This is a genomic window from Mesorhizobium sp. M2E.F.Ca.ET.209.01.1.1, from assembly GCF_004010375.2.
Taxonomy (GTDB): Bacteria; Pseudomonadota; Alphaproteobacteria; order Rhizobiales; family Rhizobiaceae; genus Mesorhizobium.
The window spans coordinates 140,706-160,760 of record NZ_SADP02000003.1; the positions used below are offsets into that span (position 1 = coordinate 140,706).

22 protein-coding genes are annotated in these 20,055 nt (G+C 63.8%); 15 read left to right on the forward strand and 7 right to left on the reverse strand.

Translation table 11 applies throughout. From position 1 onward, the window contains the following. Positions 1 to 71: 71 nt before the first annotated feature. Positions 72 to 743 carry a response regulator transcription factor gene (locus EN852_RS06865; RefSeq protein ID WP_127874285.1) on the reverse strand — a complete coding sequence of 224 codons (672 nt, stop codon included), beginning with the start codon at positions 741 to 743 and terminating at the stop codon, positions 72 to 74. Positions 744 to 1,104: 361 nt separating this feature from the next. Here EN852_RS06865 and mgtE point away from each other — a divergent pair, with 361 nt between their 5' ends. Then, positions 1,105 to 2,523, forward strand: a complete 1,419-nt coding sequence (gene mgtE / locus EN852_RS06870) for a magnesium transporter (RefSeq protein WP_127874284.1) — start codon at positions 1,105 to 1,107, stop codon at positions 2,521 to 2,523. A 143-nt stretch (positions 2,524 to 2,666) separates the two neighbouring features. Then, entirely contained in the window at positions 2,667 to 3,053 is a 387-nt protein-coding gene (locus tag EN852_RS06875; protein ID WP_095815511.1) for a MerR family DNA-binding transcriptional regulator, read from the forward strand. 6 nt (positions 3,054 to 3,059) lie between these two features. Here EN852_RS06875 and EN852_RS06880 read toward each other — a convergent pair whose 3' ends face one another. Both EN852_RS06880 and EN852_RS06885 read right to left on the reverse strand, forming a co-directional pair. Beyond that, positions 3,060 to 3,539 (reverse strand): isoprenylcysteine carboxylmethyltransferase family protein, encoded by a 480-nt coding sequence (locus tag EN852_RS06880; protein WP_127874283.1) that lies wholly within the window; start codon positions 3,537 to 3,539, stop codon positions 3,060 to 3,062. Further along, the gene (locus EN852_RS06885; RefSeq protein ID WP_127874282.1) at positions 3,536 to 4,537 is read right to left on the reverse strand and encodes a DUF1624 domain-containing protein; all 1,002 of its coding nucleotides are present in this window, start codon (positions 4,535 to 4,537) and stop codon (positions 3,536 to 3,538) included. Before EN852_RS06885 ends, EN852_RS06880 begins: the two co-directional genes overlap by 4 nt. A gap of 284 nt (positions 4,538 to 4,821) precedes the next feature. Between EN852_RS06885 and EN852_RS06890 the strand changes: the two genes are divergently transcribed. Then, on the forward strand, positions 4,822 to 6,021 hold the full coding sequence (locus EN852_RS06890; RefSeq protein WP_127874281.1) for an MFS transporter: 1,200 nt from the start codon (positions 4,822 to 4,824) through the stop codon (positions 6,019 to 6,021). Here the strand turns inward: EN852_RS06890 and EN852_RS06895 are convergent. Then, positions 5,990 to 7,180, reverse strand: a complete 1,191-nt coding sequence (locus EN852_RS06895) for an aromatic ring-hydroxylating dioxygenase subunit alpha (RefSeq protein WP_127874280.1) — start codon at positions 7,178 to 7,180, stop codon at positions 5,990 to 5,992. The two genes, EN852_RS06890 and EN852_RS06895, sit on opposite strands and share 32 nt — an antisense overlap. A gap of 103 nt (positions 7,181 to 7,283) precedes the next feature. Here EN852_RS06895 and EN852_RS06900 point away from each other — a divergent pair, with 103 nt between their 5' ends. The 3 genes from EN852_RS06900 to cobO all read left to right on the forward strand — a co-directional run bounded on the left by EN852_RS06900 (position 7,284) and on the right by cobO (position 9,264). Continuing rightward, positions 7,284 to 7,970, forward strand: a complete 687-nt coding sequence (locus tag EN852_RS06900; protein WP_127874279.1) for a gamma-glutamylcyclotransferase — start codon at positions 7,284 to 7,286, stop codon at positions 7,968 to 7,970. 132 nt (positions 7,971 to 8,102) lie between these two features. Continuing rightward, positions 8,103 to 8,648: a bifunctional adenosylcobinamide kinase/adenosylcobinamide-phosphate guanylyltransferase gene (cobU, locus tag EN852_RS06905; RefSeq protein ID WP_127874278.1), complete on the forward strand. Its 546-nt coding sequence runs from the start codon at positions 8,103 to 8,105 to the stop codon at positions 8,646 to 8,648. 1 nt (position 8,649) lies between these two features. Next, on the forward strand, positions 8,650 to 9,264 hold the full coding sequence (gene cobO / locus EN852_RS06910) for a cob(I)yrinic acid a,c-diamide adenosyltransferase (RefSeq protein ID WP_112127377.1): 615 nt from the start codon (positions 8,650 to 8,652) through the stop codon (positions 9,262 to 9,264). Here cobO and cbiB read toward each other — a convergent pair. Continuing rightward, a complete protein-coding gene (gene cbiB / locus EN852_RS06915) occupies positions 9,261 to 10,268 on the reverse strand; it encodes an adenosylcobinamide-phosphate synthase CbiB (RefSeq protein ID WP_127874277.1) in 1,008 nt (335 codons plus the stop codon). The genes cobO and cbiB overlap by 4 nt on opposite strands. Between cbiB and cobD the strand changes: the two genes are divergently transcribed. Together cobD and EN852_RS06925 are read left to right on the forward strand one after the other, a co-directional pair. After that, positions 10,267 to 11,307, forward strand: a complete 1,041-nt coding sequence (gene cobD / locus EN852_RS06920) for a threonine-phosphate decarboxylase CobD (RefSeq protein WP_127874276.1) — start codon at positions 10,267 to 10,269, stop codon at positions 11,305 to 11,307. The genes cbiB and cobD overlap by 2 nt on opposite strands. Before the next feature lie 74 nt (positions 11,308 to 11,381). Continuing rightward, positions 11,382 to 11,891 (forward strand): tyrosine phosphatase family protein, encoded by a 510-nt coding sequence (locus EN852_RS06925; protein ID WP_127874275.1) that lies wholly within the window; start codon positions 11,382 to 11,384, stop codon positions 11,889 to 11,891. 18 nt (positions 11,892 to 11,909) lie between these two features. Here EN852_RS06925 and EN852_RS06930 read toward each other — a convergent pair whose 3' ends face one another. Beyond that, the gene (locus EN852_RS06930) at positions 11,910 to 12,707 is read right to left on the reverse strand and encodes a creatininase family protein (protein WP_127874274.1); all 798 of its coding nucleotides are present in this window, start codon (positions 12,705 to 12,707) and stop codon (positions 11,910 to 11,912) included. Between the two features lie 66 nt (positions 12,708 to 12,773). Beyond that, positions 12,774 to 13,157 carry a RidA family protein gene (locus tag EN852_RS06935; RefSeq protein ID WP_127874273.1) on the reverse strand — a complete coding sequence of 128 codons (384 nt, stop codon included), beginning with the start codon at positions 13,155 to 13,157 and terminating at the stop codon, positions 12,774 to 12,776. A gap of 250 nt (positions 13,158 to 13,407) precedes the next feature. On the opposite strand from EN852_RS06935, the gene EN852_RS06940 reads away from it, so the two are divergent. From EN852_RS06940 to EN852_RS06970, 7 genes are read left to right on the forward strand one after another with little or no spacing between them, the layout of a single operon-like run. Then, the gene (locus tag EN852_RS06940; RefSeq protein ID WP_095815499.1) at positions 13,408 to 14,412 is read left to right on the forward strand and encodes an ABC transporter substrate-binding protein; all 1,005 of its coding nucleotides are present in this window, start codon (positions 13,408 to 13,410) and stop codon (positions 14,410 to 14,412) included. 15 nt (positions 14,413 to 14,427) lie between these two features. Continuing rightward, entirely contained in the window at positions 14,428 to 15,246 is an 819-nt protein-coding gene (locus EN852_RS06945) for an ABC transporter ATP-binding protein (RefSeq protein WP_127874272.1), read from the forward strand. Then, a complete protein-coding gene (locus EN852_RS06950; protein ID WP_127874271.1) occupies positions 15,233 to 16,084 on the forward strand; it encodes an ABC transporter permease in 852 nt (283 codons plus the stop codon). The genes EN852_RS06945 and EN852_RS06950 overlap by 14 nt, the downstream gene beginning before the upstream one ends. A gap of 36 nt (positions 16,085 to 16,120) precedes the next feature. Then, positions 16,121 to 17,422 carry a cytosine deaminase gene (locus tag EN852_RS06955; RefSeq protein WP_127874270.1) on the forward strand — a complete coding sequence of 434 codons (1,302 nt, stop codon included), beginning with the start codon at positions 16,121 to 16,123 and terminating at the stop codon, positions 17,420 to 17,422. Continuing rightward, positions 17,422 to 18,819 (forward strand): FAD-binding oxidoreductase, encoded by a 1,398-nt coding sequence (locus EN852_RS06960; protein ID WP_127874422.1) that lies wholly within the window; start codon positions 17,422 to 17,424, stop codon positions 18,817 to 18,819. Before EN852_RS06955 ends, EN852_RS06960 begins: the two co-directional genes overlap by 1 nt. After that, positions 18,819 to 19,400: an NAD(P)H-dependent oxidoreductase gene (locus tag EN852_RS06965; protein ID WP_189545764.1), complete on the forward strand. Its 582-nt coding sequence runs from the start codon at positions 18,819 to 18,821 to the stop codon at positions 19,398 to 19,400. Before EN852_RS06960 ends, EN852_RS06965 begins: the two co-directional genes overlap by 1 nt. Then, the gene (locus tag EN852_RS06970; RefSeq protein ID WP_127874268.1) at positions 19,400 to 19,987 is read left to right on the forward strand and encodes an NAD(P)H-dependent oxidoreductase; all 588 of its coding nucleotides are present in this window, start codon (positions 19,400 to 19,402) and stop codon (positions 19,985 to 19,987) included. The genes EN852_RS06965 and EN852_RS06970 overlap by 1 nt, the downstream gene beginning before the upstream one ends. The last annotated feature ends 68 nt before the right edge of the window (positions 19,988 to 20,055 follow it).

Here is a 20,055-nt window from a genome sequence, read left to right on the forward strand (position 1 = left end):
CAACACCTTGCCGGGTAAGTTGTTGGCCCTTGCGGGTGGGCTGGTCCTACCCGATTGGCGACCTCGGCGGCCTACCCGATAGGCGATTTGGCTGCGCGTTGTTTCTCGCTGGAATAGAGCGCGACGGCCATGGCGCGGTTGCGCACGTCGAGCTTATCGTAGAGATTCTTCAGGTGGTACTTCACCGTGTTCTCGGAAATCCCTGTCCGCGTGGCGATCTGCAAATTGGTCCAGCCGTCGGACAGCACCGCCAGCAACTCGCGCTCGCGCACGGTAAGCCGGGACAAAGGCGTGTCGTTGACCTTGTTGATGTCGATATAGGGGATGCAGATGCGGCCATGCGCGACCGCCAGGATCGTCTCGAAGATCACCGGCGGATCGTCGAACTGAAAGCAATAGCCTTGAGCGCCTAGGCGCACGCATTGCTTCAGGATGCCGATATCGTGGTCGTTGGAAAAGATCGTGATGCGCACGCCAAGCTCGCGGTTCTGAACTTCCGTCAGCACGTCGGCGCCGTCCATATCGGCGAGCTTCCAGCCGATGACCCCGACATCGAACTGTGTGCCGGCGGCCAGTTCCAGGAACTGCGCGCCGCTGTGCATGGTCCCGAGCAAATCGAAGCGGCCGTCGCATTCCAGCATTTCACGCAGCGCCGAAACGACGAAAGGATTGCGTTCGGCGACGACGACGCGAACGCGCCGCTCGGTATTTGCCTCGCTCGTCTTTGCGGACTTGATGTTCAAGGGCAGCGTTTGTCCTCGACCGGTTAGGGGATGTGCAGACCCCTGATGGATCCTGCATCACGACAATTCTGCCTCAACGGGGAAGGGGTGCTCTTTCCCCAGCGACATGCGCTGTCGCGTCGGCTGGAGGGATTGTCACAGCCGCGACGCGTAGTGAGCCAGCGACTCCGTGGGCAAGATCGCCGCGATATTTCTTCGGCTATTCCGGGCTCTAGCGTGACATCTTCCCAAGACGAATCCCAATGCCGCGCTATCTGCCGCAAAGGTCTGGGATTTCTCCGAAAGCGGTTTCCCGTTCTTGGAGTCATGCGCTAGACCTGATTTTGAACCCTTTCCGAATCCCTGTTGGCGGGAGGCGCTGGTGGAAGGCCAGGACAGACAGACGATCGACGTCGCGCCCGCCGAGGAGCACCACGCCGACATCTATGGCGAGGACGGCGCCGTGCGTGCCTCCTTCCTTGCCCAGATCGGCGCGGCGATCGCCGACCGCGACACGATCACCCTCAAGCGCGAAGTCGACGACCTGCACCAGTCGGAACTCGGCGACGTGCTGGAGGCGCTGCATCCCGAACAGCGCCGCGCGCTGGTGGAGTTGCTCGGCTCCGATTTCGACTTCTCCGCGCTGACCGAAGTCGACGAGGCGATCCGTCTCGACATCGTCGACAATTTGCCCAACGCGCAGATCGCGCAGGCGGTGCAGGAGCTCGATTCCGACGACGCCGTCTACATTCTCGAGGACCTCGAGAAGGAAGACCAGGACGAGATCCTGTCGCAGCTGCCGTTCACCGAGCGCATCAGGCTGCGGCGCGCGCTGGACTATCCGGAAGAGACGGCCGGCCGGCGCATGCAGACCGAGTTCGTCGCCGTGCCGCCATTCTGGACGATCGGCCAGACCATCGACTACATGCGCGAGGACAAGAACCTTCCCGACCGCTTCAGCCAGATCTTCGTCATCGATCCGAGCTTCAAGCTGCTCGGCGCCATTGACCTCGACCAGATCCTGCGCACCAAGCGCGCGGTCAAGGTCGAGGAGGTGATGCATGAGACGCTGCACGCGATCCCGGCCACGATGGACCAGGAAGAGGCGGCCCGCGAGTTCGAGCAATACAATTTGCTCTCCGCCGCGGTGGTCGACGAGAACGGGCGGCTGGTCGGTGTGCTCACCATCGACGACGTGGTCGACGTCATCCAGGAAGAGGCGGAAGAAGACCTTCTGCGCATGGGCGGCGTCGGCGACGAAGAACTGTCGGATACGGTGCTCGCCACCTCGCGCTCACGCGTGCCCTGGCTGCTGGTCAATCTGCTGACCGCTTTTCTCGCCGCTTCGGTGATCGGCCTGTTCGACCGCACGATCGAGCATATCGTGGCGCTGGCCGTGCTGATGCCGATCGTGGCCGGCATGGGCGGCAATGCCGGCTCGCAGACCATGACGGTGACCGTGCGCGCGCTGGCGACCAGGGACCTCGACATCTACAACGCCGCCCGCATCATCCGCCGCGAGCTCGGCGTGGGGTTCATCAATGGCGTGGTCTTTGCCATGCTGATCGGCATGGTCGCCGGCTTCTGGTTCCGCGATCCCAATCTGGGCGGCATCATCGCGGCGGCGATGATCATCAATATGTTTGCCGCCGCACTTGCCGGGATCCTGATTCCGCTGGTTCTCGACCGCTTCAAGATCGATCCGGCAGTGGCCTCGGCGGTCTTCGTCACCACGGTCACCGACTGCGTCGGTTTCTTTGCCTTTCTTGGGCTGGCGACGTGGTGGTTTAGAGTGCCCTAAAATCAGCAAGTCGCGTTAATTGACTTTTACGTAAATGCCGTGCGAGGTTGCCGCGGGGTCAGGTGCCGATTCCGGCGCTGCATGGGTATCATCGGAGGGAAGGGCGACGCTTAAGGCGGCGATGCTCGGGCTGGGGAGTGGGAATGCGGGAATATTACACGATCACCGAGCTGACACGCGAGTTCGACGTGTCGACGCGGACGTTGCGTTTTTACGAAGACGAAGGGCTGGTGCAGCCTGTAAGGCGCGGCCGTACGCGACTGTTTCGCCCATCCGACCGGCATCTCATCCGTCAGATCATGCGGGGAAAAAGGCTCGGCTTCTCGATCAACGAGATCCGCGAGATCATCCAGATGTACAAGGAGCCGCCCGGCGAGGTCGGCCAGCTCAAGCTGATGATTCGCCGTATCGAGGAAAAGCGCGAGGACCTGCGCCAGAAGCGCCGCGACCTGGAGGAGACGCTGGCCGAGCTCGACCAGGCCGAGGAGTCCTGCGTGGAGCGGCTGGCGGAACTGGGCGTGAATACCTAAACCTGCTCAGATCCAGCGCCGCACCCTCTTTGCATAGTCGCGGTATTTCTTGCCGAACTTCGCCGTAAGGACTTTTTCCTCCTTCTCGATCGCCAGTTTCTGCGTCGCGAAAGCGGCGAGGAAAGCGAAGACCAGGAACCAGGCGATGCCGGTGATGAAGGCGACGCCGATCAAAAGCAGCGTGTTGGCGAGATACATCGGGTTGCGGGTGATGCCGAAGGGACCGGACGTCACCAGATGGTCGGGCTCGGCATTGGGGTCGAGCGTCGTCCTGGCCTTGAACATGGCGCGGATCGCGGTGATCCACAGCATGGCGACGCCGAACAGCGCTACCCAGCCGACGCCGAACATGAGATCGCCAAAAATGTCGCCGATCCAGGGCAGCGGGTAGAGGATGCCGAGCACGATGCTCGCCGCGATCGCCGCGACATAGATAACCGGCGGCCAGGGAATGATCCCGTGTCTGGGCTTTGCGATGCCTGTCATTGCTGCCCTCCCTCCCTCTGGTCCTCGGTCGCTGCGGTGCAGGTTTCCGCAAGGTCCGCCAGATGCGATTTCCAGACGCTGGACTGGTCGTTGGCGTAGAGCTTGTCGAGAGACCCTTCGCCCTTCAGCGTGTCCAGCATGCAGCCACAATAGCTCGTACAGAACTTGCTGTCGCGCTGCTGCTCGCACTGCGCCTGGCAGGCCGGCAGGAAGCCGGCTTCCTTGTCCTGGGGGGCGGCGGGCATGACTTGCGAGAACAGCCAGACCGAGCCGAACAGAAGCGGCTGGTGGATGAGGTAGAAGGCCAGGCTGTGACGGCCGATGAAGGTCAGGGGGTTCGACCAGCGGCCGGGCCCCCATGTTCCCAAGCGGGCAAGCAGGCCTGTGGCGGAAGAGAGCTTGACCGCGGCGATGCCCGCAAGCACGGCGCCGAACCAGGGAAAGAGCGGCACATAGTCGTTGGAACGCGGGTTGGTGGCGGAAAGGCCGATCCACCACAGCGCCGGATGATCGAAGAATTCCGACCGCAGATAGTACGGGGCCGCGATGACGGCGGCCGCGATGATTGCCGTCAGCAGCCAGGGCAGTCTGAGAAAGGCGAGGCCGAGCAGGCTGGCCAACGCGATCTCGTGCAGGATGCCGAAGAAGATGAAGCCGTCCGGCGTGACGAGATAGGTGACCGCCGAAATGGCGATCGCCGCCACGGCGACCATGGCAAAGCGCTTCCAGAAGCTCGGCCAGCGGATTTTCCTGCCATGGGCGAGGAACAGGCTGACACCGACCAGGAACAGGAAGGTCGAGGCGATGCAGCGCGCGTAGAACTTCCACCAGCCGAAAGCGGTGAGCGCGGGCGCGGTATAGCCGAAGTTCTCGAGATCCCAGGTGAAGTGATAGCTCGCCATAGCGATCAGCGCGATGCCGCGCAGGATGTCGAAGGCGGCGATGCGGCCCTGCTTGGGCGCGTCCTGAACGGGTTCGCTCGTCGTTTGAAGGCTCATGTCTGGCAATCCGATTCAGTCGTGCCAAACGACTATCACGGTTCAAGCCGACGACAGAAGCAGGCGGCCCTCAATGCGTTTCATGGCAGCCATCAAATTCCGCTTTAGGCCAGTGGCGGAAAGCCTTTGGCAGGCTTCGCTTTTCGGCCTCCGGGGGTCGGTTTCCTGCTACTGGCCGGCGGCTGGTCCGGCCAGATTTGGCAAAGTTTGGATGCATGTCGTTGCCCCAGAACCGCAGCACACTTCTGGGCGACATGCATTGCGATTCACGTCCCGGAGGGCCGATGTCCACCCATGTGCGCCATCCGATCTGGCTTCCGGCCCTGCGGCCGGCGGACGCGCGCACCTTCGCCTCGCTCTATGCGACGGAATCCTTCGCCCGCGCCACGATCTCCAGCGTGATCCCGATTCAGGCCTACGAGATCCTGCACAATGAGCGGATCGTCTCGATCCTCTACACCATCGTGTCGCTGATGGGCCTTTCGGTGACGCTGTTCATGCCGATGCTCATCCGCCGCTTCGCGCGACGCTGGGTCTACACGGCCGGCTGCGTGCTGCTGGCGATCGGCTCCGCCTTCTTCGTCACCCACACGCTGCCCGGGCAGATCGCCGGCATGCTCTGCCGCGTCATGGGGGCGAGCGCGCTGTCGATCACGCTCAACCTCTACATCATGGATCACATCCGCAAGACCGACTTCATGCAGGCGGAATCGCTGCGCATGGCATGGTCGATGTTCGCCTGGACGGGCGGGCCGACGCTGGGCATCTTCCTCTACACCCATTTCGGCATCTATGCCGCGCATGGCGCGGTCGTGGTCTTTGCGTTCGCGCTGCTTTGCCTGTTCTGGTTCTACCGGCTGAGCGACAACCAGTCGATCCGGCCCGGCAAGTCGCGTCCCGCCAATCCGCTCGCCAATATCGGTCGCTTCGTGAAGCAGCCGAGGCTGAGACTTGCCTGGCTGATCGCCTTCGGCCGCTCCTGCTTCTGGACGACGTTCTTCGTCTACGGCCCGCTGTTCATGGTGATCACCGGCGAGGGCAAGCTTGCCGGCGGTTTGCTGGTTTCGGCCGGCAACGCGCTTCTGTTCATGGCGATCTTCTGGGGCAGGGCCGGAAGGCGTTTCGGCGGGCGCCGGGTCATGACCTTTGCCTATTTCGCCATGGCGGCCATGCTGTTCGCGGCAGGCGGTATCGGCGAGGCCGCGCCGCTGCTCACGGCCGTGCTGCTGCTCTTCGGCGCGCTCTTCACCATCGCGCTCGACGCGCTCGGCTCGACCGCCTTCATGCGCTCGGTGCGTTCTTACGAGAAGGCGCAGATGGCGGCGGTCTACCGCACCTATCTCGATTTCTCCGAGCTGACGCCGCCGCTCGTCTATTCGGTGGTGCTCACCTTCTTCGGCCTGGGGTCGGTGTTCGTCACGCTCGGCATCCTTGCGGCCTTCTGCGGCTTCGTCACCTGGCGCTATCTGCCGAAGACGTTTTGAACGCCGCGTGGCGCTCGCGCACCCAATCGTGGAAGCGGTGCAGGTCGTATTCTTCCGGCATCAGCACGCCGACCTCGTGGCGCATCGAGCGCAGGCCTTTCTGGTTGACCTCGCAGATCGCGGCGTCTTCCTCCAGCACCTGCGTGCCGAAGGCGACGATGTTGTCGATATCGGTCTTTCCCAACGCTTCCGGCGCGAACAGCCATTCGGCGGTGAGCTCGGTCTGCTCGGGGCCGAGCGGGGCGAGCCGCACGGTCCGCATGTAGTCGACATGGCCGACGATGAACATTGAGGGCAGTGACGTGGCGTAGGTCTGGCCGGCGGCGCGCTCGGCCGGCGTCAGGCCTGAAAAAACCGGGCCGTGGACGTGGCCGTCCCGCGACCAGGTTTCGGCGCCGGCGCGCAGGCGGCCGGAGAATTCCGGATCGTCATTGTCGGCGTGGCGCGCCCATTCCGGATCGTCATGCCTTGCCATCAGCCCGCGGCCATAGATCGGCACCAGCCGCGACAAATCCTTGTGCACGCCCGGGCAATGCAGGCATTCGTTGAAGTTTTCCCAGAAGATCTTCCAGTTGCAGTTCATCACCTTGGTGAGCCGGTGGCCTGTGACGAGGCTTTCCAGCGGCCAGTTGGACAGATTGCCGGAGGCCCGATCGAAGGAGGTCTCCGCAAAGCCCTCGGGGTCCTCGGCGAGGTTGACGAAGACAAAGCCGCGCCAGACCGAGAGCGCCACCCGGTAAAGCGGATAGTCGGTCTTGTCGAAGCCTTCCGGCAGCGATTTCGACGGCACGCGCACCAGATCGCCGCGCAGCGAGTAGGACCAAGCGTGGTAGGGGCAGGTGAGCAGCCTGGCCTTCAGCCGCCCGGCGCTGTCCTGGCAAAGCTGCGAGCCGCGATGCCGGCAGGTGTTGTGGAAGGCCTGTAGCGCGCCGGTCTCGTCGCGCAGCACCACGATCTCCTGCGTGCCGATGCGCACCGTGCGGAAGGCAAGCGGCTCGGCGAGATCGGCCTCGCGGCAGACCATCAGCCAGCTCCGATACCAGATGGCGTCCAGATCGCGCCGGTAGGCGTTGGCGTCCCAATAGGCCGCCGACGGCAAGGTCGGCTGAAGGCTGGTCAGGCCGTTGTAAGGATCGCGTTCGCTCGGATTGGGCTGCATGGGCGTCTCCCTAGCTGCCAACAGCCGACACCCGGGCCAAGGAGTTGTCAATCGCGAGGCGGCCGCATTGTTTCAGTCGCGCAGGAACCTTAAGGTCGCGCCCATGCTGCCAAGAGCCATGTCGCTTACCGAGGAGCTGGTTGCTCGCTGCTTTCGCGTCGTCGAGGACAGCGGGCCCGATCCTGATGCCGAGCATCTGGATGACGCCGACTATGACGCGATGGTGCGCACGCTGGAGACTCAGCTCCCCGCCAACGAACCGCTCTGGCTGTTTGGTTACGGCTCGCTGATCTGGAAGCCCGAGATCGAGCATGTCGAGGAGCGCGTCGCCCTGCTACGCGGCTGGCACAGATCCTTCTGCATGAAGATGACGCGCTGGCGCGGCACCAAGGAAAGTCCGGGCCTGATGATGGCGCTGGACCGCGGCGGACAGTGCAAGGGCGTCGCCTTTCGGATCGGCGACGGCAACAGGCGCGCGCAACTCGACAAGATCCTGCGGCGCGAGGTGACGCTGAAGCCGACCAGCTATCATCCGCGCCTGCTCAATATGATGAGCGATGCCGGTCCGTTGCGGGCGCTGGCCTTCGTCATCAACCGGCAGGGCACTACCTATGCCGGCCCGCTCACCGAGGAGGAGGTCGTCGAAAGGCTTGCGACGTCCTGCGGCCATTGGGGCTCGGGCGCCGATTATCTCTACAACACGGTGAAAAACCTCGAGCAGCGCGGTATCCATGACGCGCATCTGTGGCGGCTGCAGCAGCTCGTCGCCGCCCGGATTGCGGCTTCGTAGCATCGAAAGCATTGCCGCAATCGCGCCTGGACACGGCGGAATTTGGTTTGCCGGCCATAGCGGTTCCGCCTAAGGTCGCGCGCCGTCGGCTTCCGGCCGCGACAGGATCTATCCGAAGGCAAAAGGCAGGGAATGACCGGCGCGACAGCCGCGAGCGGCAACAAAACTTCCGATCGGAGACTGACCCTCATCCTGGGCGGCGCGCGCTCGGGAAAGAGCTCGCATGCCGAGAGCCTGACGACCGCCTATGCAGCGCCCTGGGCCTACATCGCCACGGCGCAGGCCTATGATGACGAGATGCGCGAGCGCATCGCGCTGCACCGGTCGCGGCGTGGCGAAGGCTGGGTCACCGTCGATGCTCCGCTCGACCTGGTGGGCGCAATCGAGGCTTTGCCGAATCACGAACCTGTGCTGATCGACTGCCTGACGCTGTGGCTCACCAATCACATGCTGGCCGAGCATGATGTCGAGGCCGAATGCCGGCGGCTGGCCGACGTGCTGTCGCGGCCGCGCGGGCCTTGGTTCGTGGTTTCCAACGAGGTCGGGCTCGGCATCGTGCCCGACAATGCGCTGGCGCGCCGTTTCCGTGACGCCGCCGGCCGGCTCAACCAGAAGGTCGCGGCGACAGCCGACAGCGTTTTCATGATGGTGGCGGGGCTGCCGCTCAAGGTGAAATGACATGGCCGAAATCGAGGAAAAGGACGCCGAGCGCCATCGCGCCAAGATGGCCAAGCGCAAGGCGGTGCAGGATGCCGAAGTCGCCGGCAAGACGATCGAAAAGGGGCTGCTGATCGTCAACACCGGTCCGGGCAAGGGCAAGACCACGGCGGCTTTCGGCCTGGCGCTGAGGATGCTCGGCTACGGCAAGCGCGTCGGCGTCGTCCAATTCATCAAGGGCAAATGGCATACAGGGGAGAAGGACGCCTTCGCGGCCTTCGGCGACCGCGTCGTCTGGCATGCGATGGGCGAGGGGTTCACGTGGGAGACCCAGGATCTCAAACGCGACATCGCCGCCGCTGAAGCGGCCTGGGTCAAGGCGCTGGAACTAATGGCCGATCCGTCGATCAGCCTCGTGGTGCTCGACGAGCTCAACATCGCGCTGCGCTACGATTATCTCGACCTGGAAAAGGTGGTCGCGGCATTGAAGGCGCGCCGGGACGATCTGCATGTGATCGTCACCGGCCGAAACGCCAAGCCGCTGCTTGTCGAGGCGGCCGATCTGGTCACTGAGATGGGCCTGACGAAGCACCATTTCTCCGCAGGCGTGAAAGCGCAGCAAGGAATTGAGTTCTAAAACGCGTTGGCGCCTTGGCCGCTGATTTGGATGGTCAGATAGATCATGATCGCCGACAGCACCGCGAACAGGCCAAGCAGCAGCCGGTCGGCGACGAGATAGAGCTTCAGCGCCTGGCGGATGTCGGTGCTTTCGGCCTCGCGGCGGCCGCCTTCGCCCATGAAGGCGTCCTCCACGACCTCGCCGCCATAGCTGCGGGGCCCGGCGAGGGAAAGCCCCAGCGCGCCAGCCATCGCGGCTTCCGGCCAGCCGGCATTGGGCGAGCGGTGCTTCCTGGCATCGCGCCGCATCACCTGCCAGGCGCCGTATGGGTCGGCGCCCGGGACCAGAAAGGCCGCCAGCACGATGAGCAAGCCCGTCAGCCGCGATGCGGGCAGGTTGATCAGATCGTCGAAACGAGCGGCCGCACGGCCAAAGGCTTCGTGATTCGGCGTGCGGTGGCCGATCATCGAATCGGCGGTGTTGGCGGCCTTGTAAGCAGCGCCGCCGGCGAGACCACCGACGCCGGTCCAGAAGGCGGGCGCGACGATGCCGTCGGAGAAATTCTCGGCCAGGCTTTCGATCGCCGCGCGGGCGACGCCCGCTTTGTCGAGCTTTTCGGGGTCGCGGCCGACAATGCGCGAAACGGCGATGCGGCCGAGCGTCAGGCCGCCGGTCTCCAGCGCGTCGGCGACTTCCTCGACATGCTCGGCGAGGCTTTTCTGCGACAGCAGCGTGGAGCCGAGGATGGCGGCAATGACCAGACCCGACGGGAAGATCAGCCAGAGCAAGACATGCAGCGCCAGACCGATAAGGCCTGGCACCAGCAAAATAATGAGCAACGCCCCCACACCCTGACGGCGACGTATTTCGTCGGAATCTGTGGCGCGGTTGAGCCGGCGATCGAGAAAGGATATCAGCCTGCCGATCCAGGTGACCGGATGGCCGATGGCATTGAACAGCCAGTCCGGATAGCCGAGGATCCGTTCGGCGGCGAGTGACAGGAAAGCGATCAGGACTGACATGAAGCTTCTAAGCGGCGCGATCGCGGCGGTTGATCATGGCGGCAGCCTTGGCCGGGCAAGCGCGCTTTTTCCTCATGCGCCACAACCTTTCGTGGACCTCTCGACAGGTATCAACCCGCACTCCTATCCGCTTTTCGAACTGCCCGCCACCGCCCTGACCCGATTGCCGGAGGCAGCACAACTGCGCGAATTGGCCGAAATTGCGGCCACGGCCTATGGCGCGCCGTCGGCGGCGCATGTAGCGGCGGCGCCCGGCACGCAGATTCTGCTGCCGCGCGTGGCTTCGCTGGTGCGGCCCGGTAGGGCGCTGGTGCTCGGCCCGACCTATGCCGAACACGCCCGGGCTGCTGCGATAGCCGGCCATGCGGTTGCGGAGGTCAGCGATTTCGACGCGCTGGTCGAGGCGGATCTCGCGGTGCTGGTCAATCCCAACAATCCGGACGGTCGGGTGATCGAAAAGGCGCGCATGCTGGAGCTTGCCGCGCGGCTTCGCGCCAAGGGCGGGCTGCTCGTCGTCGACGAAGCTTTCATGGATGTCGGCCCGATCGAGCAAAGCCTAGCCGGCGATGTAGGCTCAGGGGGCGTCGTGGTGCTGCGCTCCTTCGGCAAATTCTTTGGCCTTGCCGGGGTGAGACTGGGCTTCGCGCTGGCGGACCCGCTGACGGCCGAGCGGCTGGATGCGCAGCTCGGGCCCTGGGCGGTGGCCGGTCCGGCGCTCGAATATGGCATCCGCGCCCTGTCCGACACGGCGTGGCAGGCCGATATGCGCCAACGCCTGGCGCAAGATGCCGGGCGGCTCGACGTCCTGCTTGGCCGATTCGATGTGCCAGTCGCCGGCGGCACCAGCTTGTTCCGCTATTTGTCGTTTGCCGAGGCGCAGAGCCTGTTTTCGGCACTTGGTTCAAGTGGCGTGCTGGTCCGGCATTTTGCCGAGCGGCCTGGAGTGCTGCGTGTCGGCTTGCCGGGCAGCGAGGCGGAATGGCAGCGCCTTGAAAGCGCTCTTGCCGCTTGGGCCCAAAATCAAAGAGAAAGAGCATGATGTCGCCCGAAAACCGCTTCACACTTTTCGGCATCATGCTCTAGGCGCAAGGATGCGCCGAAGGAGTTCGCACAATGATCCATGTCTGTTCGCTGTCGAAGGTCGACGAGACCGTGGCAAGGACCGGTGCGCAGCGGCTGCTTTCGCTGCTTGCCGCGGGCACGGAAGTGACGCGCCCGGCCTCGATCCTGGCGGAAAACCATCTGCACCTCGTCATGCACGATATCGCTGTGGCGCAGGAAGGCATGACCATGCCCGGCGAGGAGCATGTGCGGGCCTTGCTGGATTTCGCCTATCGCTGGGATCGCGCGAAGCCGCTGGTCGTGCATTGCTATGCCGGCGTCAGCCGCTCGACGGCGTCGGCTTACATCATCGCGGCGGCGCTGGCGCCGAAGCGCGACGAGATGGAACTGGCCAAGACCCTGCGGTTTCTCTCGCCGACCGCGACGCCCAATCCAAGGCTGATCGCCGTCGCCGACGCGCTGCTTCAGCGCGACGGCCGCATGATCGCTGCGATCGAGGCGATCGGCCGGGGCGCCGATGCGTTCGAAGGAGTCCCCTTCGAATTGGGGATCGAAGCTTAGATCACAGCGGACGCACCGCTACGACAGCCAGTCGGTTAGCTTCGCCTTACGCACATCCTTGACCAGGCTGATAAAACCGTCTGCCTGATGCTCGGCGGTGAGCCGGCCCTTCTCGGCCGTGGCGATCGAGGCATCGCCGACCACGCCGTTGGGGTTGAGGTCGCTGGCGATCCAGGCGAAGGCATGCGTGCCGGTGTGGCGCAGCAGGGCGAATTCCTTCTCGGCGCGGCCGACATTGGAGACGAAATTGTCCGCCTTGCCCATGTCGACGAGGTCGGGCCGGAAATGCAGCATCAGCGATGTCTCGACATCGCCGCCATGGATGCCGTGACGGTCCTCCAGCTCGGTATACATGCCCGCCGGGCGGCCGAAACGCTGCCAGCTCGTCTTCACCGACAGCATCTTCGCGCGCACGCGCAGTTCGCGCGAGATGATGCCCATGATCTCTTCATTGCCGCCATGCGAATTGACGATGATCAGTTTCCTGACCCCGGCGCGCGCGATCGACACGCCGAGTTCGGTCCAGGCGTCGACCAAGGTGGTGGCGGGCAAGGTCAGCGTTCCCGGCGCATGCAGGTGCTCGTTCGATTTACCGACCGCCTGCACCGGCAAGATGCGGATGTCGAGATCGTCAGGCAGGCGCGCGATCACCGTCTCAAGCATGCCCATCATGATCGAGGTGTCGGTCGAGACCGGCAGATGCGGGCCATGCTGCTCGATCGCCGCCAGCGGCAGCACGGCGATGGTCGCCTCCGCGTCGATCGAGGCATATTCGGTCGTCCGGTAATCGCCCCACCACACACGTTTTTTAGTCACTTCTGTCTCCGATTGCTCTGCCGTCCGCTCCGGTCGGTGTAATGCGCTTGTTGACCACGGGCAACGCTATCCTGCCGCCAGAACCTCCACCTCGACCTTGAATTCCGGACGGGCGAAGCCGGAGACGATCATCAGCGTCGAGGCCGGCGCGGGATCGGAAAAGAGCCGGTTGCGGACATCCATATAGGCCTGCAGATAAGCGCGATCGGTGACGAAGGCGTTGATGCGCACGGTGTCGTTCAAGGTCAGCCCGGCTTCGCTCAAGATTGCGGCGATGTTCTTGAAGCAGAGTTCGGCTTGCGCGCCGGCGTCCTCGGGAACATGGTCGTCAGCCCCGATGCCCAACTGACCGGAGCATAGCACAAGCCGCTTTCCGGCAGGTATTTCAACGCCGTGGGTGTAACGGGCGAAGGGCGGCTTGATGGTCTTGGGGGCGAGGTATTTCAGCATGGCATTCTCCTGCGCCTTGAGACTAAGGCTCGATTCATGAAAGCTACAAGATGCGGTGCATGCCGCCGGGGCGATTATGGACAGGCGTCCAAAAAATAGGCACGATGCCTTTCGTACAGCATGACCCTTCCGGTCTCGGCAATGACTGCCGCGCAAGCGGGCGGCCCGGGCGGTGGCATGTGTCTTGCTTCTTGAACCAATGGTGTCGAGCCCAGCGCGCTGCGCGCCGGAGCCAAGAGAGGGTGAGTTTATGATCGGAAATGGGAAGATCCTGGCGGGCTCGATCGCCTTGCTGGTGGCGGGCACGCTGGCTGCTGCCGCAAACGAGAAGGTGACGTTCGGCACCAACTGGCTGGCCGAGCCGGAGCATGGCGGCTACTACCAGGCCGTTGCCGACGGCACCTATGCCGCGTGCGGCCTCGACGTCACCATCATGCAGGGCGGCCCGCAGGTCAGCGGCCGGCCGATGCTGCTTGCCGGCAAGATCGATTTCTACATGGGCGGCAATTTGCTGTCGGCCTTCGACGCCGTGCAGCAGGGCATCCCGATGCGCGTCGTCGCCGCCGATTTCCAGAAGGACCCGCAGGTCATCATGTCCCAGCCGGGGCAGGGGCTGGACAAGTGGGAAGACCTCAAGAACGCTGACCAGTACATCCTCGGCGACGAGGGCGCGCAGACTTTCTTCCAGTGGATGGTGACCGAGCTCGGCTTCGATGCGGCGAAGCGCGTGCCCTACACCTTCAACCCGGCGCCCTTCATCGCCAACAAGAAGTCGATTCAGCAGGGCTATGTCACGTCCGAGCCATTCGCGGTGCAGAAGGCGGGCGGCTTCGTGCCGAACCAGTTCCTGCTCGCTGATTATGGCTGGGATACCTATGCGACGACCGTCGAGGTGATGCAGGACACGATCGACAAGCGGCCGGAGGTCGTGCAGTGCTTTGTCGATGGCTCGGCCAAGGGCTGGTATAACTATCTCTACGGCGACAACAAAGCCGCCAACGACATGATCAAGAAGGATAATCCGGACATGACGGATGAGCAGATCGCCTTCTCGATCGAGCAGTTAAAGAAGTTCGGCGTCGTCGATTCCGGCGATACGGAAAAGCTCGGCATCGGCGCCATGACCGACGCGCGCATCCAGAGCTTCTACGACAAGATGGTCAAGGCCAAGGTCGCGCAGCCGGGTATCGACATCAAGAAGGCCTACACGCTGGCCTTCGTCAACAAGGGTGTCGGGCTGGAGCTGAAGAAGTAAGGCGGCCTGCCTGAGATGATCCAGGAGAAAGTGGCTGAGAAAGCGGCATCGGGCGAGGCCCCGATGCTGCTGTCGCTGCGTAATGTCGGCAAGGTCTTTTCCAACGGCGTGACGGCGCTGAGCAAGGTCGACTTGGCGATCCGCGAGGGCGATTTCCTGAGCCTGCTCGGCCCGTCCGGTTGCGGCAAGTCGACGGCGCTCCGGCTGATCGCCGGCCTGTCGACGCCGACCTCCGGCCAGCTCGACTGGCGCGGATCGATCGACCGCTCGAACATCGGCTTCGTCTTCCAGGAGCCGACGCTGCTGCCTTGGGCGAGCGTCTTCGACAATGTCTGGCTGCCATTGAGGCTGAAGGGCGTGTCGCGCGCCAAGGCCGAACCCGCCGTCATGGAGATGCTGGCGCGCGTCCATCTCAACGGTTTCGAGAATGCTGTGCCGCGCGAGCTTTCCGGCGGCATGAAGATGCGCGTCTCGATCGCACGGGCCATGGTGACCAAGCCGCGCATCCTTCTGATGGACGAACCCTTCGCGGCGCTCGACGAGATCACCCGCTTCAAGCTCAACAACGACCTTCTGGAGTTGTGGCAGGACGAGCGCTTCACCGTGGCCTTCGTCACCCACAGCGTCTTCGAAAGCGTTTTCCTGTCCAGCCGCGTCGTCGTCATGGCCGCGCGGCCGGGCCGCGTTTTCGGGGAGCTCCCCATCAGCGCGCCCTATCCGCGCGACGAGGTGTTCCGGACCTCGCCCGACTATGCCGCGCTTTGCCGGCAGGCCTCGGACGTGCTGGTGAACGCCATCAACTCAACCGCCGGACCGCACCATGACGGCCATTGAAGACAATGCATTGAAGCTCGACCCCGAGGAGGCGCGCCGCGCCCGCCAGGAGCGTCTTGAGCGTATCGGCAAATGGGTGCTGCCGCTGGCGATCATGGTGCTGGCGATCTGGCTGTGGGACCGCATCTGCGTCTGGAATGAGATTCCGCAATATATCCTGCCGCGGCCGGGCGTGGTGCTGCAGACGCTGCATAGCGATGCCGGGCTGTTGTTCTCCTCGCTGCTGGTGACGCTCAGGATCACCTTCCTCAGCTTGGCTCTGGCGGTCATCGGCGGCGTCGGGCTGGCGGTGCTGTTCGCGCAGTCGAAATGGGTGGAGATGTCGTTCTTCCCCTTCGCCATCGTCCTGCAGGTGACGCCGATCGTCGCGATCTTCCCGCTGATCAACATCTATGTGAATAACCAGACCGTCAAACTGCTGCTCTGCGCCTGGATCGTCGCCTTCTTCCCGATCCTTTCCAACACCACGCTCGGGCTGAACTCCGTCGACCGGAACCTGCGCGACCTGTTCAAGCTCAACGGCGCGACGCGCGGGCAGCAATTGCGCTATCTGCGCCTGCCGGCGGCGATGCCGTATTTCCTGGGCGGGTTGAAGATCGCCGGCGGCCTGTCGCTGATCGGCGCCGTGGTCGCCGAATTCGTCGCAGGCGCGCAGGGGCAATCGTCGGGACTTGCCTCGCGTATCATCGAGGCCGGCTACCGGCTCAACGCGCCTCGCCTGTTCGCGGCGCTGATCCTGATCTCGCTCACCGGCATATTGATCTTCCTGGTGCTGTCGCTGGTGTCGCATCTGATCCTGCGCCGCTGGCACGAGAGCGCGCTCAAGCAGGAGCGCTAGGGTGGTGACAGGGAAAATCGCGAAGAGGACCAGATCTTGATACCTGCCTCTGGTTCCTACCGGCTTGCCAATGCCCGTGTTCATCGGTCGCTGACGCCCGGCCTTGCAGCACCGTTCGACGCGGACGGTTTTGCGCTCGCTGAACTGGCCGTCGCCGACGGCAAGATTGCGAGCATCGTCGCCCAAGCCAAATCCAACGCGCCGGCCGATGCGATCGATCTTGCGGGACGGATCGTGCTGCCATGCTTCGTCGACTGTCACACCCATATCGACAAGGGCCATATCTGGCCGCGCAAGCCCAATCCCGACGGCACCTTCATGGGGGCGCTGAATGCCACCGGCGCCGACCGCACCGCGCGGTGGAGCGCGGAAGATGTCGCGCGGCGCATGGATTTCTCGCTGCGCTCGGCCTACGCGCATGGTACCAAGGCTGTGCGCACCCACCTCGACAGCGTGCGACCGCAAGAAGAGATCTCCTGGCCGGTGTTCGAGACGATGCGCGAAAAATGGCGCGGCAGGATCGATCTGCAGGCCGCCTGCCTGCTCGGCGTCGAAGGCGTGCGTGACAAAGCCTGGTTCGAGCGGCTGGCGAAGCGCGTCGCCGCGGCCAAGGGGGTGCTTGGCGTCGTCACCTATATGGTGCCGGATCTCGAGGAACTGCTCGACCAGGTTTTCGCTGAAGCGATCACGCATGGGCTCGATCTCGACTTCCATGCCGACGAGACCGACGATGTCGCTGCCGTTTCACTGAAGAAGATCGCCGAGGCGTCGCTGTGGAACGGCTTCGAGGGCAACATCCTGGTCGGCCATTGCTGCTCGCTGGCGCGCCAGCCGGACCTCGAGGTTTTGGATACACTGGACAAGGTGGCGAAGGCGCGGCTTGCCGTGGTGTCGCTGCCGATGTGCAACCTCTATCTGCAGGACCGGCGCAACAACCACACCACTCCGCGCTGGCGCGGCGTGACGCTGCTGCATGAGATGAAGGCGCGCGGCATCAAGGTGGCGGTCGCCTCCGACAACACGCGCGATCCGTTCTACGCCTATGGCGATCTCGACATGCTCGAAGTCTACCGGATGGCGACGCGCATCCTGCATTTCGACCATCCGGTCGGCGACTGGCCGAGGGCCGTCGCGGCGACGCCGGCCGAGGTGATGCGGCTCGACGGCGCCGGCACGCTTGCCGCCGGCGGCAGCGCCGACTTCATCGTCTTCAAGGGACGGAGCTGGACCGAATTGCTGTCGCGGCCCGAATCGGATCGCATCGTGGTGCGCGAGGGCAGGGCGATCGAACGCCAACTGCCCGACTATGCCGAACTCGACGAATTGATGGTGGGATGATGGACATCGCAGCGCTGAAGCGCGATCTCGACGGGATCAAGATCGACGACCATCCGGCCATCGTCCAGCAGAAGAGCCGCGACTTCTACTGGTACAGCCCGGTGCTGAAGGCGCAACTCGATCATGTCAAAGGCGACCTGATCGTCACACCGAAGACCGAGGACGAGGTGGTCCGCGTGCTTGCAGCATGCCATCGGCACGGGGTTCCGGTGACGCCGCGCGGCAGCGGCACCGGCAATTACGGGCAGGCGATGCCGTTGTCGGGGGGCGTGGTGCTCAACCTCGCCGAAATGAACGCGATCAAGTCGATCGCGCCGGGACGCGTGGTGACGGGGCCGGGCGCTGTTCTGGCCGAGATCGACAAGGCGACCCGGGCGCATTCCAGCCAGGAACTGCGCATGTCGCCCTCGACCTACAACACCGCCTCGATCGGCGGCTTCGTCGCCGGCGGATCGGGCGGCGTCGGCTCGATCCGCTGGGGCGGGTTGCGCGACCTCGGCAACGTCATTCGCCTGCGGACGGTGACGATGGAAGCCGAGCCACGCGTCATGGACCTGACCGGCGAAGAGGTGCTCAGGGTGATGCACGCCTATGGCACCAACGGCATCATCACCGAGGTCGAGATGCCGCTGACGGCTTCCTACGATTGGATCGACGTCATCGTCGGCTTCGACGATTTCATGGATGCGGCCGGCTTCGGCAACGACCTCGCCGTGCAGGACGGGATATTGGCCAAGCTGATCACGCCGATCGCCGCGCCGATCCCTTACGACTATTTCAAGCGGCACCAGAAATTCTTCCGGCGCGAGCAGAGCATCGTGGTGTGCATGATCGCGCCGCACGCGATGGACGCCTTTGTCGCTTTCGTGCGCAGCACCAGGGGCGAGATCGTGTTCCGGGCCGACCAGGAGGCCGATCTCAAAGGGCTCCCGCCGGCCTATGAACTGACCTGGAACCACACGACGCTGCGGGCGATCCGGGTCGATCCGACGATCACCTACTTGCAGGCGCGCTATCCGTCGCCGGATCACCTCGCCCACGTCAAGGCGATGGTCGACCGCTTCGGCAATGAGGTGCCGGCGCATCTCGAATTCATACGCTTCGACGGCGCGATCGGCGCCGCCGGCCTGCCGCTGGTGCGCTACACCACGGAAGAGCGGCTCAATGAGATCATCCGCATCCACGAGGACAATGGCTGCTGGATCTTCAACCCGCACCGTTACACGCTGGAGGAGGGCGGCATGAAGCGGACGGACGATGTGCAGCTTGCCTTCAAGCGCGAGACCGATCCGCAAGGCCTGCTGAACCCGGGCAAGATGATCGCCTGGGAAAACCCTGCCTACGATTATCGCTCGGGCAAGCCCTTCCTGTTCAAGGGCCTGCAAAAGGCGGGCTGATGAACATCCTAGTGCTTTACGCGCATCCGGTGGAGACCAGCTTCAACGCCGGCCTGCACCGGACGATCGTCGAGCGCCTGACCGCGGCGGGTCATACGATTGATGACTGCGATCTCTATGCCGAGGATTTCGATCCGCGGCTGACACGGACTGAGCGGCTCGGCTATCACGACCAGCGCAGTCCTGCAGACGCAGTCGCCGGCTATGTCGAAAGGCTGCAAAATGCCGAAGCGCTGGTGCTGTCTTTCCCTGTCTGGAACTACGGCTATCCGGCGATCCTGAAAGGTTTTTTCGACCGCGTCTTCCTGCCAGGCGTGTCGTTCAAGCTGGTCGACGGCAAGGTGCGGCCGACGCTGCATAACATCCGCAAGATGGCGGCCGTCACCACCTATGGCGGCAGCCGCTTTCGCGCCATGCTGATGGGCGACCCGCCACGCAAGATCGTCAAGCGCATGCTGCGAGCGACGATTCTGCCCGGCGCTCCCGTCTCCTATCTCGCGCATTATTCGATGAATCTTTCGACCGATGAGACGCGCAAGGCCTTCATGGCGAGGGTCGCAGCGACAATGGACGCCTTCTGATGCGCGTGCTGGTGGTCTATTGCCATCCGGTTCCCGAAAGCTACTGCGCAGCGATCCGCGACACGGCGATCGAGGTGCTGACGCGAAGAGGCTGGGATGTGCGTTTGCTCGACCTCTATGCAGAGAATTTCAATCCGGTGATGAGCTGCGAGGAGCGGCGCTTCTACAACGACCGGGCACCTGAGGATCCGGCGCTCAAGCCGCATTTCGACCTTCTTATGTGGGCAGAGGCGATCCTCTTCATCTATCCGACCTGGTGGTACGGGTTGCCGGCGATGCTGAAGGGCTGGTTCGACCGGGTCTGGGCGACCGACATTGCCTTCAAGCTGCCGACGGGGAAGGGGCGGATCACATCGCTGATGCGGCATGTGACGAAGGTCGGCGTCATCACCACCTGCGGCGCGCCGACGTGGTGGAGCGTCGTCGTCGGCCAGCCGGGCCGCAAGACGATTTTACGCGGCATGCGGGCGCTGTGCGCCACGCGCTGCAAGACATTTTTCCTGGCGCACTATCTGATGGATTCGTCCACGCCGAAGAGCCGGGCGGCGTTTTTGGGGAAGGTGAGGGCGAAGCTGGAGCGGTTTTGAGGTTAGCCATCTTCTCCCCGTTCTGCGGGGAGAAGATGGCGGCAGCCAGATGAGGGGCGGCGCGAACT